The organism is Microbacterium lushaniae (assembly GCF_008727775.1).
Taxonomy (GTDB): Bacteria; Actinomycetota; Actinomycetes; order Actinomycetales; family Microbacteriaceae; genus Microbacterium; species Microbacterium lushaniae.
On sequence record NZ_CP044232.1, the window covers coordinates 1,760,351 to 1,774,832 of the forward strand.

At 71.6% G+C, this 14,482-nt stretch carries 12 protein-coding genes; all 12 read right to left on the reverse strand.

The genetic code is table 11. The features are described 5' to 3' along the window. Window positions 1–126 precede the first annotated feature (126 nt). Complete coding sequence (locus F6J85_RS08320) at window positions 127–936, reverse strand: ABC transporter permease (protein WP_150924596.1); 810 nt, start codon at window positions 934–936, stop codon at window positions 127–129. Continuing rightward, window positions 933–1,976 (reverse strand): aliphatic sulfonate ABC transporter substrate-binding protein, encoded by a 1,044-nt coding sequence (locus F6J85_RS08325; protein WP_150924597.1) that lies wholly within the window; start codon window positions 1,974–1,976, stop codon window positions 933–935. The genes F6J85_RS08320 and F6J85_RS08325 overlap by 4 nt, the downstream gene beginning before the upstream one ends. Continuing rightward, on the reverse strand, window positions 1,973–2,836 hold the full coding sequence (locus F6J85_RS08330; RefSeq protein WP_150924598.1) for an ABC transporter ATP-binding protein: 864 nt from the start codon (window positions 2,834–2,836) through the stop codon (window positions 1,973–1,975). The genes F6J85_RS08325 and F6J85_RS08330 overlap by 4 nt, the downstream gene beginning before the upstream one ends. A 356-nt stretch (window positions 2,837–3,192) precedes the next feature. Continuing rightward, window positions 3,193–4,089: a guanylate kinase gene (gene gmk / locus F6J85_RS08335; RefSeq protein WP_150924599.1), complete on the reverse strand. Its 897-nt coding sequence runs from the start codon at window positions 4,087–4,089 to the stop codon at window positions 3,193–3,195. After that, window positions 4,082–4,930 carry an orotidine-5'-phosphate decarboxylase gene (pyrF, locus tag F6J85_RS08340; protein WP_150924600.1) on the reverse strand — a complete coding sequence of 283 codons (849 nt, stop codon included), beginning with the start codon at window positions 4,928–4,930 and terminating at the stop codon, window positions 4,082–4,084. The genes gmk and pyrF overlap by 8 nt, the downstream gene beginning before the upstream one ends. Continuing rightward, a complete protein-coding gene (carB, locus tag F6J85_RS08345) occupies window positions 4,927–8,214 on the reverse strand; it encodes a carbamoyl-phosphate synthase large subunit (protein WP_150924601.1) in 3,288 nt (1,095 codons plus the stop codon). Before carB ends, pyrF begins: the two co-directional genes overlap by 4 nt. Next, a complete protein-coding gene (gene carA, locus F6J85_RS08350) occupies window positions 8,214–9,380 on the reverse strand; it encodes a glutamine-hydrolyzing carbamoyl-phosphate synthase small subunit (RefSeq protein WP_150924602.1) in 1,167 nt (388 codons plus the stop codon). The genes carB and carA overlap by 1 nt, the downstream gene beginning before the upstream one ends. Further along, window positions 9,377–9,874, reverse strand: coding sequence for a PH-like domain-containing protein (locus tag F6J85_RS08355; protein ID WP_150924603.1), 498 nt, complete (start codon window positions 9,872–9,874; stop codon window positions 9,377–9,379). The genes carA and F6J85_RS08355 overlap by 4 nt, the downstream gene beginning before the upstream one ends. Beyond that, a complete protein-coding gene (locus tag F6J85_RS08360) occupies window positions 9,871–11,181 on the reverse strand; it encodes a dihydroorotase (RefSeq protein WP_150924604.1) in 1,311 nt (436 codons plus the stop codon). Before F6J85_RS08360 ends, F6J85_RS08355 begins: the two co-directional genes overlap by 4 nt. Continuing rightward, on the reverse strand, window positions 11,178–12,146 hold the full coding sequence (locus tag F6J85_RS08365; protein WP_150920309.1) for an aspartate carbamoyltransferase catalytic subunit: 969 nt from the start codon (window positions 12,144–12,146) through the stop codon (window positions 11,178–11,180). Before F6J85_RS08365 ends, F6J85_RS08360 begins: the two co-directional genes overlap by 4 nt. A gap of 3 nt (window positions 12,147–12,149) precedes the next feature. After that, the gene (pyrR, locus tag F6J85_RS08370) at window positions 12,150–12,683 is read right to left on the reverse strand and encodes a bifunctional pyr operon transcriptional regulator/uracil phosphoribosyltransferase PyrR (protein WP_150920308.1); all 534 of its coding nucleotides are present in this window, start codon (window positions 12,681–12,683) and stop codon (window positions 12,150–12,152) included. Window positions 12,684–12,885: 202 nt separating this feature from the next. Next, window positions 12,886–14,448 carry a Rieske 2Fe-2S domain-containing protein gene (locus F6J85_RS08375; RefSeq protein ID WP_150924605.1) on the reverse strand — a complete coding sequence of 521 codons (1,563 nt, stop codon included), beginning with the start codon at window positions 14,446–14,448 and terminating at the stop codon, window positions 12,886–12,888. Window positions 14,449–14,482: the final 34 nt, after the last annotated feature.

Sequence of the window (14,482 nt, forward strand, 5' to 3'; positions counted from 1 at the left end):
CTCCTGAAGGGTGGCGGATGGGGTGTCGCGGACGCGCGTCCGCGGAGATCTTCGGTGTGCCGACGCGCGGTGCGCGCACACGCATCCCCTCATTCTACGCCGGATCGGCTGCGAGCCGCTCCCGACTCACGTCCACCGGGCCAGAAGGCGACGCTGGGCGACGCTCACGAGACCATTGGTCGCCGCCCCCAGGACGGCCAGCAGCACGATGGCCAGGAGGATGCGATCCACCCGCCCCGTGCTCTGGGAGTCGGTGAGGAGGAACCCCAGACCCATGGCGGCGGCCACGAGCTCGGCGGCGACGAGGAACAGCCAGGACTGCGCCAGCGCCAGGCGCAGGCCCGATACGACGGCAGGCACGACCGCCGGGAGCTCGACGGTCCGCAGCAGCGCCCAGCCGCGCAGGCCGAAGGTGCGTCCCATCTCCACGAGGTGCGGGTCGACGTGCCCGAGCGCGGAGCTGACGGTCGTGAACACCGGGAAGAAGGCGCCGATGGCGATGAGGGTCACTTTCGAGTCCTCCCCGATCCCCATCCACAGGACGAGCAGGGGGACGAGCGCGAGGGACGGGATCGCCCGCAGTGCCGCCAGCGACGGCGTCAGCAGGACGTCGCCGAGGCGCGTGAGCCCCACCACCGCGGCGACGATCAGGCCGGCCAGGGAACCGATGGCGAAGCCGAGCAGGATGCGCTGCACGGAGATCGCGATGTGCAGCCACAGCTGCCCGCTCTCGGAGAGCTGCACCGCCGCCTCGACGACCGCCGCGGGCGGCGGAAGCCGATACGGCGGGACGAGACCGGACGCGGTCACCGCGTGCCACACCGCCAGCACCGCGAGCGGCAGCAGCATCCCGCCCGCGATCCGCACGCCCCGGCGCCGGCTCAGCGGCGCGCGGGGAGTGCCCGCCGCGGCGGTCGCCACGGCGGGCGCGGTCATCGTGACTCCGTCGCGGTGCGGGCGAAGTCGGGGTGGATGATGCTCTCCAGCGCCGCGTCGACGGCGGCCCGGCCGCCGGAGACCGCGTCGGAGTCGACGAGCACCGGCGCGATCCGGCCGAGCACGTCGCGCTGAGCCGGGCCGGGGACGCCGTCGACGTCGAGGTTCGTCCGCTCCTGGATGACCGTGGTCGCCACGGCGATGTCGATGCCGGCGACCTCGGCGAGCAGCTCGGCGGTCTCCTCGGGGTGGGTGATCGCCCACGCGCGGGCCTGCTCGTAGGCGTCCACGACGACCTGGGCGAGGTCGGGGTGCTCGGTGATGAACTCCTCGGTGGCGTTGAGGAAGCCGTACGAATTGAAGTCGACGTCGCGGTACACCAGCCTCGCCCCCGATTCCACCTGGGCGGCGGCCATGATCGGGTCAAGACCCGCCCACGCGTCCACGGAGCCGGCCTCCAGAGCGGCTCTGCCGTCGGCGTGCTGGAGGTTCTGCACCTCGACATCACCGATCGACAGACCCTCGGCCTCGAGGGCCTGGAGGAGGAAGAAGTACGGATCCGTCCCGGCGGTGGCGGCCACCGTCGCACCCCGCAGATCGGCGACGGAGGTGATCGCGCTTTCGGCAGGGACGACGATCGCCGACCATTCCGGCTGCGAGTACACGTCGATCACCTGGATCGGCGAGCCGTTCGCGCGGGCGAGCAGAGCGGCCGACCCCGCTGTGGACCCCACGTCGAGCGACCCGGCACGCAGCAGCTCGTTCGCCTTGTTCGAGCCGGCCGACTGCACCCACTCGACCGTGACGTCCTCGCCGAGGGCGTCTTCGATGAGTCCCTGGTCCTTCACGACGAGGCTCAGCGGGTTGTACGTCGCGAAATCGATCGACAGCGTCGCGGCCGACCAGTCGTTCTGGCCGCCGCCGGCAGGCGCGGCGCCGGCCCCGCCGGCCCGCTCACCGGCGAGGCATCCGGTCGTGGCGAGCATCATCGCGCCGGCGAGGGCGATCGCGGGGACGGCGCGGCGGATGACGGGGCTCATCGGTTCTCCTCGGGGGTGGGGCGGGGGTGGGTGTCGACGCCGAGCCCTTCGAGGAGCTCGGCACGCAAGCGGGCCAGTGCGCGGTCCGCGCGATCGCGGGGCCGGGCGCCGGGGACGGCCAGGGTGCGTGCCACGGAGGCCGAGCCGGCGTCCAGGGATCGCAGCAGCACGACGCGATCGGCCAGATACAGCGCCTCTTCGACGTCGTGGGTGACCAGGACGACCGTGGTGGGCCGGGCGGCGTGGATCTCGCACAGCAGGTCCTGCATCCGCAGGCGGGTCAGGGCATCCAGCGCGCCGAACGGCTCGTCCAGCAGCAGCACGTCGGGGTCGCGCGCGAGGGCTCGGGCCAGCGCGGCGCGCTGCGCCATCCCGCCGGAGACCTCGCGCGGCCGCTGGGCGGCGGCGTGATCGAGGCCGACCAGGTGCAGCAGCTCGGCCACCCGCTCTCGGGCGTCGCCCGGGGTGGTCCCCCGCGGCAGACCGAGAGAGACGTTGTGCGCGATCGAGCGCCACGGCAGCAGGCGCGGCTCCTGGAACGCCACCGCGGTGCGCTCGTCGGTGTCGGTGACGGTCGCGCCGCTGACCTGCACCGCGCCGGCGGTGGGAGCGTCGAGGCCGCCGATGAGGCGCAGCAGCGTCGACTTCCCCGCACCCGAGGGCCCGAGGATCGCGACGATCTCACCGGCGCGGATGTCGAGGTCGATGCCCCGCAGCACCTCGCGCGGTCCGTGCGCGGTCGCGAACGTGCGCCCCAGTCCCACCGCGCGGACGGCGGGTGTCGTGGTGGCCGCGGCCGTCCGGTCGTGCGAGGCCTGCGCTGCCGTGGGCGTGCGGAGATCCGTGGACGTGGCGGGCATCGCCCCATGCTCGCGCACGGACGCCGGATCCCCAGGCGCGGCGTAACGTCACGACATCCGCCGCCCCTGCCGCCGCATCCGCCCCTCCTGCCGCCGCATCCGCCCCTCCCCAGAACAGGAGAAATGCCCGAAACAGGACGATCCGCGCGGAAACGTCCTGTTTCCGGCGATCCTCCTGAATCGGGCGGATGCGGCGGCCGTGGAGCCGGCGCTCGACCGGGCGCAGGCCCGCCGCGGTGGCGGGCCGGTCGCGGTCAGGGGCGGGGCGAACATCGGATGCCTGCTCCCCCGGCCCTGCCGCCGCATCCGCCCCTCCCCGGAACGGCGCACCCAGCCGGTGCGCGCGCTGCCGACGGTCAGCGGGCCAGGGCCACGACCTCTTCCGCCGCCGTGGCGACGTCGTCGTTGACCACCCGGTAGTCGAACTCGTTCTGCGCGGCGAGTTCGGAGCGCGCCGTCCGCAGGCGCCGCGCCCGCTCCTCCGCATCCTCGGTGCCGCGACCGACGAGGCGATCGACCAGTTCGTCCCAGCTCGGGGGCAGCAGGAACACCAGCGTCGCGGACGGATCCGCCGCGCGCACCTGCCGAGCGCCCTGCAGATCGATTTCCAGCAGTGCCGTGCCGCCCTCGGCGAGCACCTTCTCCAGGGGCGCGCGCGGCGTGCCGTACCGGTAGCGGTTGTGCACGGTCGCGTGCTCCAGCAGCGCGCCCGATTCCACGAGCCGGTCGAACTCGGCGTCGTCGACGAAGTAGTAGTGCTCGCCCTCGACCTCCCCCGGCCGCGGCGGACGGGTCGTCGCCGACACCGACAGGCGGATCTCGGGGTGGTGCTCCTTGATGTAGGCGGCGACCGTGCCCTTGCCCACGGCGGTCGGCCCGGCGAGCACGACCAGGCGGCTGCGGCCCGCGCGCGGCTGCGGTTCGGGCCAGCGCCGGTCGAGGAACTCCATCAGGTCGCGCCGCTGGCGCGCCCCCAGGCCCCCCAGTCGCTTGACGGGCGAGATGGCCAGGTCGGTCAGGATGCGGTCGCGCTTGCCCTCTCCGATGGCCGGGATCGCAGTGAGGAACTCCGGCATCCGCATCGCCCCCGCCGGCGACTCCGGGTCGGCCAGCGCACGGCGCAGCAGCTCCTGCGGCGTGATCACGCGTGTCGAGACGTCACGCTTGAGGGCGGCGCGCTCACGGCGCGCGGCCACGGCGCGCCGTGAGGCGGCGGCGCGGTCGACCTCGGGCGGTCGGCGTGCTTCAGTCATCGGTGGCCTCCCGGTACAGCGCGGAGCGCTCGTCGATGCGGGCGGCGAGGCCGTCTGCACCGGCGGAAAGGATGCTGCGGCTCTCGCTGGCCAGAACGGCGCCCGCGCGCGCACCGAACCGCACCCGCAGATCGCGCGGCTGGGCGCCCTGCGCGCCGAATCCCGGCGCGAGGATCGGGGCGACGGGATCCTCGGTGCGCAGGCCGAGTCCTGCCGCGACGAGGTCGACGGTGGCGCCGATCACGACGCCCACGCTCCCCCACCGGCCTTCGCCGGTGGTGGCGGCGTTGAACGCGGTCACCTGGTCGACCACGAGGGCGGCCACGGTGTCGTCGTCCACGTCGGCGCGCTGCAGTTCACGGGCTTCCGGATTGCTCGTGGCGGCCAGGACGAACACGCCCTTGCCCGCGCGGAGCGCCTGGTGCAGGGTGCCCTCGAGCGCTTCGACCCCGACATAGGGGGTGACCGTCAGGGCGTCCGCCTCCAGCGGGGCACCGGAGGTGAGCCACGCCGCCGCGTACCCGTCCATCGTCGAGCCGATGTCGCCGCGCTTGGCGTCGGCGATGACGAGGAGCCCCGCTTCCCGGCCGGCGCGCAGCACATCCTCCAGCGCCGCGAAGCCGGCCGCCCCGTATCGCTCGAAGAAGGCCACCTGCGGTTTGACGACGCCGACGCGACCGGCCGCGGCCTCGATCACGCGCAGCCCGAAGTCGCGGGCGGACGCGGCCGTGGCATCCATCCCCCACTGCGCGAGCAGATGCTCGTGCGGGTCGATGCCCACGCACAGCGGCCCGTACGCGTCGTGTGCGCGCTGCAGCCGCTCGCCGAAGCTCACGCTCATCCGCGGCCCGCCCGGTCGGCCGCGTACTCCTGGAGGCTCCGCACGCGGAAGCCCTCGCGCAGCACGCCCAGGGCGCTGACGGCCGCGCCGAGCACCGCCATGGTCGTGAACAGCGCCTTGTCGGCGGCGACGGCGGCGGCACGGATCTCGTACCCGTCGGCGCGCGCCAGCCCGCCGCTGGGGGTGTTGACGACCATGTCGATCTCGCCGGCGTTGATCAGGTCGACGATGTTCGTCTCCCCCGATTCCTGAGTCGCGGAGAACTTGTTGACCAGGCGCACCTCGATGCCGTTGCGCGCGAGGATCTCCGCCGTGCCCTCGGTGGCCACGAGCGAGAACCCGAGCTCCTGCAGGCGGTGGGCGGGGAGGATGACCGCGCGCTTGTCGGCGTCGGCGACGGAGATGAAGACCGTGCCCGACAGCGGCATGCCGCCGTACGCGGCCTCCTGGCTCTTGGCGAAGGCCGTCGGGAAGTCACGGTCGATGCCCATCACCTCGCCTGTCGAGCGCATCTCCGGGCCCAGCACCGAGTCCACGGTCTGGCCGTCCTTCGTGCGGAAGCGCTTGAACGGCAGTACTGCCTCCTTCACCGCGACCGGCGCGTCCAGGGGCACGCGCGAGCCGTCCTGCGGCGGGAGGAGTCCCTCGCCCTTCAGCTCCGCGATGGTGGAGCCGGCCATGATCCGGGCGGCGGCCTTGGCCAGCGGGATGCCGAGTGCCTTCGACACGAACGGGACGGTGCGGCTCGCGCGGGGGTTGGCCTCGATCACGTAGAGCACGCCCGCCGAGATGGCGAACTGCACGTTGAGCAGTCCGCGCACGCCCACGCCCTCCGCGATGGCGAGCGTCGCCGTGCGGACGCGGTCGATCTCGGATCGCCCGAGGGAGATGGGCGGCAGCGTGCAGCTGGAGTCGCCGGAGTGGATGCCGGCCTCCTCGAGGTGCTCCATGACCCCGCCGACGTACAGCTCCCGGCCGTCGTACAGCGCGTCGACGTCGAGCTCGATCGCATCGTCGAGGAAACGGTCCACCAGCAGCGGCATCCCGGGACCGATGATGGCCTGGTCGGCGATCCGCACGAAGTAGTCGCGCAGGCTCGGGGTGTCGTAGACGATCTCCATGCCGCGTCCGCCGAGGACGAAGCTCGGCCGCACCAGCACGGGGTAGCCGACCTCTTCGGCGACCGCCACGGCCCCGTCGACGTCGGTCGCCGTGCCGCTGCGCGGCGCGATCAGGCCCGCCTCATCCAGCAGGCGCGAGAACAGCTCGCGCTCCTCGGCGAGGTCGATGGCGGCAGGGCTCGTGCCGAGGATGCGGTAGCCGGCGGCCTCGATGCCCTTCGCCAGGCCCAGCGGGGTCTGCCCGCCGAGCTGGCAGACGACCCCGAGGATCTCCCCCGACGCCGATTCGGCGTGCAGGATCTCCAGCACGTCCTCGAGCGTGAGGGGCTCGAAGTAGAGCCGGTCGGAGGTGTCGTAGTCGGTGGACACGGTCTCGGGGTTGCAGTTGACCATGATCGTCTCGAACCCGGCGTCCGACAGCGCGAACGACGCGTGCACGCACGAGTAGTCGAACTCCACGCCCTGCCCGATGCGGTTGGGGCCCGACCCGATGATGACGACCTTCGTCCGGTCGGAGGCTTCGACCTCGGTCTCGAAGTCGTAGCTGGAGTAGTGGTACGGCGTGAGGGCGGGGAACTCCCCCGCGCACGTGTCGACGGTCTTGTACACGGGGCGGATGCCGAGGGCTGTGCGCACGCCGCGCACCTCCGCCTCGTCGTCCCCGCGCAGCTGGGCGATCTGGGCGTCGCTGAACCCGTGCTCCTTGGCCAGGCGCAGTGTCGCCGCATCCAGCTCGCCGGCCGTCCGGACGAGCTCCGCGACCTCGTTGATGAGCACCATCTGGTCGAGGAACCACGGGTCGATCGCCGTGGCCTCGAACGCCTGCTCCACGGTCGCGCCCTTGCGCAGCGCCTGCTGCAGCACGACGATGCGGCCGTCGGTGGGGGTCTTCGCGATCTCCAGGAGCTCTTCGACCGAACGGGGCTCCTCGCCCCAGTGGAAGCTGGATCCGCGCTTCTCGAGCGAGCGCAGCGCCTTCTGCAGCGCCGTGGTGTAGTTGCGCCCGATCGCCATGGCTTCGCCGACGGATTTCATGGTCGTCGTGAGGGTCGTGTCGGCGGCGGGGAACTTCTCGAAGTTGAACCGCGGCACCTTCACCACGACATAGTCCAGGGTCGGCTCGAAGCTGGCCGGGGTGACCTTGGTGATGTCGTTGGGGATCTCGTCCAGGCGGTAGCCGATCGCGAGCTTCGCGGCGATCTTGGCGATCGGGAAGCCCGTCGCCTTGGACGCCAGCGCCGAGGAGCGCGACACGCGCGGGTTCATCTCGATGACGATGATGCGGCCGCTGGCAGGATCGACGGCGAACTGGATGTTGCAGCCGCCGGTGTCCACGCCCACGGCGCGGATGATGTCGATGCCGATGTCGCGCATCTTCTGGTACTCGCGGTCGGTGAGGGTCAGCGCCGGCGCGACGGTGATGGAATCGCCCGTGTGCACGCCGACGGGGTCGACGTTCTCGATGGAGCACACCACGACGGTGTTGTCGGCGGTGTCGCGCATGAGCTCGAGCTCGTACTCCTTCCAGCCGAGGATCGACTCCTCCAGGAGCACCTCCGAGGTCGGCGAGTCGTGGAGGCCCGCCCCGGCGATGCGGCGCAGGTCCTTCTCGTCGTAGGCGAAGCCGGATCCGAGGCCCCCCATCGTGAACGAGGGCCGCACCACGAGCGGGTAGCCGAGCTCAGCGGCGCCGGCGAGCACCTCGTCCATCGTGTGGCAGATGCGGGAGGCGGCGACTTCGGCGCCGGCCTCGATCACGAGCTCCTTGAAGACCTGGCGGTCCTCCCCCTTGCGGATGGCGTCGACCTTGGCGCCGATGAGCTCGACGCCGTACTTGTCCAGGATGCCGCGGTCGTGCAGGGCCATCGCCGCGTTCAGCGCCGTCTGCCCGCCGAGGGTCGGCAGGATCGCGTCGGGCTTCTCCTTGAGCAGGATCGTCTCGATCACCTCGGGCGTGATCGGCTCGATGTAGGTGGCGTCGGCGAAGTCGGGGTCGGTCATGATCGTCGCCGGGTTCGGGTTGACCAGGATGACGCGTACGCCCTCTTCGCGCAGCACGCGGCAGGCCTGCGTCCCGGAGTAGTCGAACTCGGCGGCCTGCCCGATGACGATCGGGCCGGAGCCGATGACGAGGACGGAGCGGATGTCGTCGCGCTTGGGCATCAGTCGTTGTCCTTCTGGTCAGCGCCGCTGCGGGCGGCGAGCACCATGTCGCGGAAGCGGTCGAAGAGGTAGTTGGCGTCGTGGGGGCCGGCGGCGGCCTCCGGGTGGTACTGCACCGAGAAGGCGGGGATGTCCAGGGCGCGCAGGCCCTCGACGACCTGGTCGTTCAGTCCCACGTGGCTCACCTCGACGCGGCCGTACCCCGACGGGCTCTCGGTGGCACCGTCCAGCGGCGCGTCCACGGCGAAGCCGTGGTTGTGCGCGGTGATCTCCACCCGCCCGGTCGTCCGGTCCATCACCGGCTGGTTGATGCCGCGGTGGCCGAAGGGGAGCTTGTACGTGCCGAAGCCGAGCGCGCGGCCGAGGAGCTGGTTGCCGAAGCAGATGCCGAAGAACGGCAGGCGGTCATCCAGCACGGCGCGCAGAAGTTCGACGTGGTCATCGGAGGCGGCGGGGTCGCCGGGGCCGTTGGAGTAGAACACCGCGACCGGATCGATCGCGCGGATGTCGTCGATCGTGACGTCCTGCGGGAGGACGTGCACGTCGAACCCGCGGTCGGCGAGGTTCTCGATCGTGGCCTGCTTGACGCCCAGGTCGAGCACCGCGAGGTTGCCGATCCGCTCGCCGCGGGCGGGCGTGACCTCCGCGGCGGCGACCGAGACCTCCGCCGACAGGTTGCGTCCCGACATCTCGGGGGCCTCCTGCACGATGCGCAGCTGCTCCTCCGGGTCGATGTCCACGGCGTCGCCGGAGAAGATGCCGCCGCGCATGCTGCCGCTGGAGCGGATGCGGCGGGTCACCGAGCGCGTGTCGATGCCGCTGATGCCCACCACGCCGTCGGCCACGAGGGCGTCGTCGAGCGACTCCTCGGCGCGCCAGTTCGACACGACGCGGGAGGGGTCGCGCACGATGTAGCCCGACACCCAGATGCGGCGCGACTCGGTGTCTTCGGTGTTCATTCCGGTGTTGCCGATGTGCGGCGCCGTCTGCAGCACGATCTGGCCGGCGTAGGAGGGGTCGGTGAGCGTCTCTTGGTAGCCGGTCATGCCGGTGGCGAAGACGACCTCGCCGAGGGTCGTGCCGCGGGCGCCGTAGGCGCGGCCGGGATAGCGGCTGCCGTCCTCGAGCACCAGGACGGCGGGATCTGTGGAAAGACCGGGGTTCATGCGTTTCCTGTCGGCAGAAGGGGGCGGATGGCGTCGGCGAGGGCGCGTGCGGACGCATCCTGCGGACGGAGGTAGGTGTCCACGACGGTGTCGGCGTCGATGCGCCACGACACTCGGGCGAGGCCGTCGCGCTCGACGACGCGGTCGATCGCGACGGTGGCCTGCGCGGCGTCCACGAGCCGGTCGGTGGCGAGGAACATGCGCGGCTGACCGGGCAGATCGAGGACGACGCCGGCGTCGGTGACGGTGACCTGCACGCGTGAGCGGAAGCCGAGGCCACGGATCGCGAGTCGCTCGAGCGGCTCCTCGTGGCGGGTCGTGGCGACGTACAGACCGGGGAAGACGGCACGCACGGCGGCGTCGGCGGGGGCCTCGCCGATCGGGGCTGCGTATCCCGCGTCGCGGCGCGTCCGCCGCATCCACGCCCACGCCAGCAGCGCGAGCGCGACGACGGCGACGCCGATCATGACGCCCAGGGCGGCTTCGCGGCTCATCCGCGCACCCCCGGCGTCTCCAGCAGCGCGCCGTCGGCGACCGTGGGGGTGCCGGCGTGGAAGGTCCAGCGCACCTCGCCCGGCAGCTCCCGGCCGAGGTAGGGCGAATTGACGCTGCGTCCGTGGAGGTCGTCGCGGCCGAACGCGCGCCGCGGACGCGGGTCGTACAGCGTCAGCGAGGCGGGCTGCCCGGCCGTCAGCGGTGTCCCCGCGTCGGCGCGGCGGCCGATGCGCGCCGGGGTGCGCGACATGACGCGCGCCACGTCGGCCCACCCCAGCATCCCGGTGTCGACCATCGCCAGCTGCACGACGCGCAGGGCGCTTTCCAGGCCCACCATGCCGTTGGCGGCGGCGGGCCACTCGCACGCCTTCGCCTCGGCGGGATGGGGCGCGTGATCGGTGGCGACGATGTCGATGGTGCCGTCGGCGAGCCCCTCGCGCACGGCGAGCACGTCCTCCTCGCGGCGCAGCGGCGGGTTCACCTTGAAGTGCGGGTCGTAGCCGCGCGCGAGCTCCTCGGTGAGGAGCAGGTGGTGCGGCGTCACCTCCGCGGTGACGTCCACGCCGCGCCGCTTGGCCCACCGGATGATGTCGACCGACCCGGCGGTGGAGAGGTGGCACACGTGCAGCCGGGAGCCGACATGCTCGGCCAGCAGCACGTCGCGCGCGATGATCGACTCCTCGGCCACTGCGGGCCATCCGGTCAGGCCGAGTTCGGCCGAGACCGAGCCCTCGTTCATCTGGGCGCCCTCGGTCAGGCGGGGATCCTGCGCGTGCTGGGCGATGACGCCGTCGAAGGCCTTCACGTACTCCAGGGCGCGTCGCATGATGAGCGGATCCCACACGCAGAACCCGTCGTCGCTGAAGACGCGGACGCGCGCACGGGAGTCGGCCATGGCGCCCAGTTCCGCCAGGCGCTCGCCCTTCTGGCCCACCGTCACCGCACCGATCGGCTGCACCGACACGTAGCCGGCCGCTTCGCCGAGGGCGAGCTCCTGCTCCACGACGCCGGCGGTGTCGGCCACGGGAGAGGTGTTCGGCATCGCGAAGACCGTCGTGAACCCGCCCGCCGCGGCGGCGCGCGAGCCGCTGAGGATCGTCTCGGATGCCTCGTACCCGGGTTCGCGCAGGTGGGTGTGCAGATCGACGAGGCCGGGAAGGGCGATGAGCCCGTCGGCGTCGATCACGGTGGCGCCGGCGCGGCTGAGGCCCGCGCCGACGTCGGTGATCACGCCGTCGGCGATCACGATGTCGGCGGTTCCGCCGCCTTCGATCGCGGCGCCGGTGAGGACGAAGGTCTCGGTCATCGGTCGTCCTCTCGTTCGCTTGCGGCGCGCTCCCCCGCAAGCAGCAGGTACAGCACGGCCATCCGCACGGACACGCCGTTCGCGACCTGCTCGAGCACCGTCGAGCGATCGGAATCGGCGGCTTCGGCGGAGATCTCCAGACCCCGGTTCATCGGTCCGGGGTGCATGACAATGCTACCCGCCGGCAGCGACGCCAACCGCCGCGCGTCCAGCCCCCACCGGCGGGAATACTCCCGCTCAGTCGGGAAATACGCCGCATTCATGCGCTCGAGCTGGATGCGCAGCATCATGAGGGCGTCGGGAGCGGCGGCGATCGCGTCGTCCAGGTCGTACATCACGCGGACCGGCCACAGGGAGACGTCCTGCGGAACGAGGGTGGGCGGTGCGACGAGGGTGACCTCGGCCCCGAGCGTCGTGAGCAGCCACACGTTCGAGCGGGCCACGCGCGAGTGCAGCACGTCGCCGACGATCGTGACGCGGAGGCCCTCGAGGTCGCGCCCGCGGCTGGCGTCGCCGTGCGTGCGCTTGCGGATGGTGAAGGCGTCCAGCAGTGCCTGCGTGGGGTGCGCATGCGTCCCGTCACCGGCGTTGACCACGCCCGCGCTGATCCAGCCGCTCGTGGCGAGGGTGCGCGGCGCGCCGGAGGCGCCGTGACGGATGACGACCGCATCCGCCCCCATCGCCTGGAGCGTCTGGGCGGTGTCCTGCAGCGACTCCCCCTTCGACACGCTCGAGCCCTTGGCGGAGAAGTTGATGACGTCGGCGGAGAGGCGCTTGGCGGCGGCTTCGAAGGAGATGCGGGTGCGCGTGGAGTCTTCGAAGAACAGGTTCACGACCGTCTTGCCGCGGAGGGTCGGGAGCTTGCGCACTTCGCGGCGCTGCGTGTCGGACATGTCTTCGGCGACGTCGAGGATGCGCAGCGCCTCGTCGTAGGTGAGGGTCCGGGTGTCCAGGAGATGCCGCATCCGTCAGCGCCCCTCGATCGTGACGGCCTCTTCGCCGTCGGTCTCGGCGAGGCGGACGAACACGCGCTCCTCGCGCGAGCTCGGCAGGTTCTTGCCGACGAAGTCGGGGCGGATCGGGAGCTCGCGGTGCCCGCGGTCCACCAGCGTCGCCAGGCGCACGGCGGTGGGGCGGCCGATGTCCTGCAGCGCGTCGAGGGCGGCGCGGATGCTGCGGCCGGAGAACAGCACGTCGTCCACGAGCACGACGACCTTGCCGTCGATGCCGCCGGGCGGGATCTGGGTGGGATGCGGGGCGCGCGTGGGGTTCCGGTGCAGGTCGTCGCGGTACATCGTCACGTCCAGCGATCCGACCGGCACCTGCACGCCGGCGAACTCGCCGACGAGGTTCGCGATGCGCTGAGCCAGCGGCACGCCGCGCGTGGGGATCCCCAGCAGGACGAGGCCGTCGGGGCCCTTGTTGGACTCGAGGATCTCGTGGGAGATCCGGGTCAGTGCTCGGGCGATGTCGGCCTCATGCAGCACGGTGCGCGTGCTCATCCGCCGCTCCCTTCTCCGCCTCACGGGACGGTGTTAAAGGTTGCTTGGTGCTCCCACCCTACCGTGCCCCCTCTGCGCCGCCTCCCCGCCTCCCCGCCTCCGCGAGACTGCACGCACCCGACGAGACCGCGGCCTTATGTCGCGGTCTCGTCGGCTGCGCGCAGTCTCGCGGGTTGCGGATGCGGGGGCGGGCGGGCGCGGGTCAGGCGGCGGGGGCGGCGGCGGCCGGGTCGGCCTGGGCGGAGCGGATGGGGTGGCCCTGCGTCGTGAGGCAGCGGCCCGAGGTCAGGTCCCACTTCCAGTCGTGGAGGCTGCACGTGAGCACGCCGTCCTCGATCTTGCCGGTCTTGGACAGATCCGCCCGCAGGTGCGGGCATCGGCGCTGCACGATCCAGTCGTCGAGCTGGATGTCCTCGGTCTGGTCGGACTGCTCGGCGTACCAGTTCTCCACGTACTCGATGCGGTCGCGCGAAAGGCACTTGAGGAACGTGGTGAGGAACTCGTTGAACTTGCCGCTGCGGCCGACCTCGAACTGCATCGAGAGGAAGATCGAGTTCGACCAGTCGATCTCGTGATCGCGGATGTTCGTGGACACCAGGTCGGCGGGGATCGTGTACCAGTAGATGCACTCCTCCCCCGCGTACTCGCGCACCTTGGCCTTGGGGAAGTCGACGACCATGTCGAGGTCGCCGATGCGGAAGCGGACGTTGCCGCCGACGCCGTTGCGCACCGTGCGGGCGCGGCGCAGCAGCGGCTCCCACCACTCCTTGATCGCCGCGAGCATCTCCGCCGGCGCCAGCACGTCCGCGCGGGAGGCCTCCTCGGCGCGGATCTCGTCCTGGCGCGTGTCGCGCTGCTCGGCGAGGTAGGCCCACTTGTCGCCGAAGACCCGCTCGATCTCCGCCTCGCTGTAGAGGGTCTGGGTGACCTCCACCGTGCTGCCGTGGACGTCCACCTGCGTGCCGGGGAGGAACAGGTGCCCCTTCTGCTCGGGACGCACCTGCGCCATGTGCTCGAGGAACTGACGCTGATCGGTGAAGATCGAGTCGTTCTCGAGCCCGAGGCCGTTGTAGCGGAACAGCTCCTCGCGCAGGAACATCGGCGGCCCCGCCATGGGGAACACGTGCGCGGCGTCGACCTTCTCGATGTAGTACATGGCGCGCTTGTTCTGCGCGTCGCGCTTGAGCTGGGCGAAGTTCTGCTTCGCCTCCTGCGGCAGGTCGTAGACCATCGGCCACCAGATCGCGCCGGAGACCTGCGTGAAGTACGCATCCGGCTTGCTGAAGCTCAGCAGCTTGTCGAGGTCGAGGGGGTGGGAGTCGTTCTGGTTCAGGATGCTGGCGGTGCCGTCGTCGACCGAGAGCGACGAGTCGCCGATCGGCCCGTCGCTGGGGGCCCGCAGCGGCGTGACCATCAGCTTGAGGTCGCCGTACTCCAGGACCTCACCCGTGCGGGTGTAGACGATGTTGTCGTACCCGAGCCCGCGCAGATCGTTCTCGAGGTCGTCGGTGGGGTAATCCGGCAGCAGCACGCGGATGTCCTTCGACACGTAGCGCTCCAGCAGCGCCGGGTCGAAGTGGTCGCGGTGGCGGTGGGAGATGTAGAGGAAATCCGCCGCTCCGAACCGCTCCCAGTCCAGCCCGCGGTTGTCGGGGAAGGGGAACCACGACCCGAAGAAGCTCGGGCCGAGGACCGGGTCGCAGAGGATGCTGCCGCCGGTCGTTTCGATGAACATGCCCGCATGGCCGAGGCCGGTGATGCGCATGACTTCCCTCCCTGTGGAACGGCTCCGATTCTAT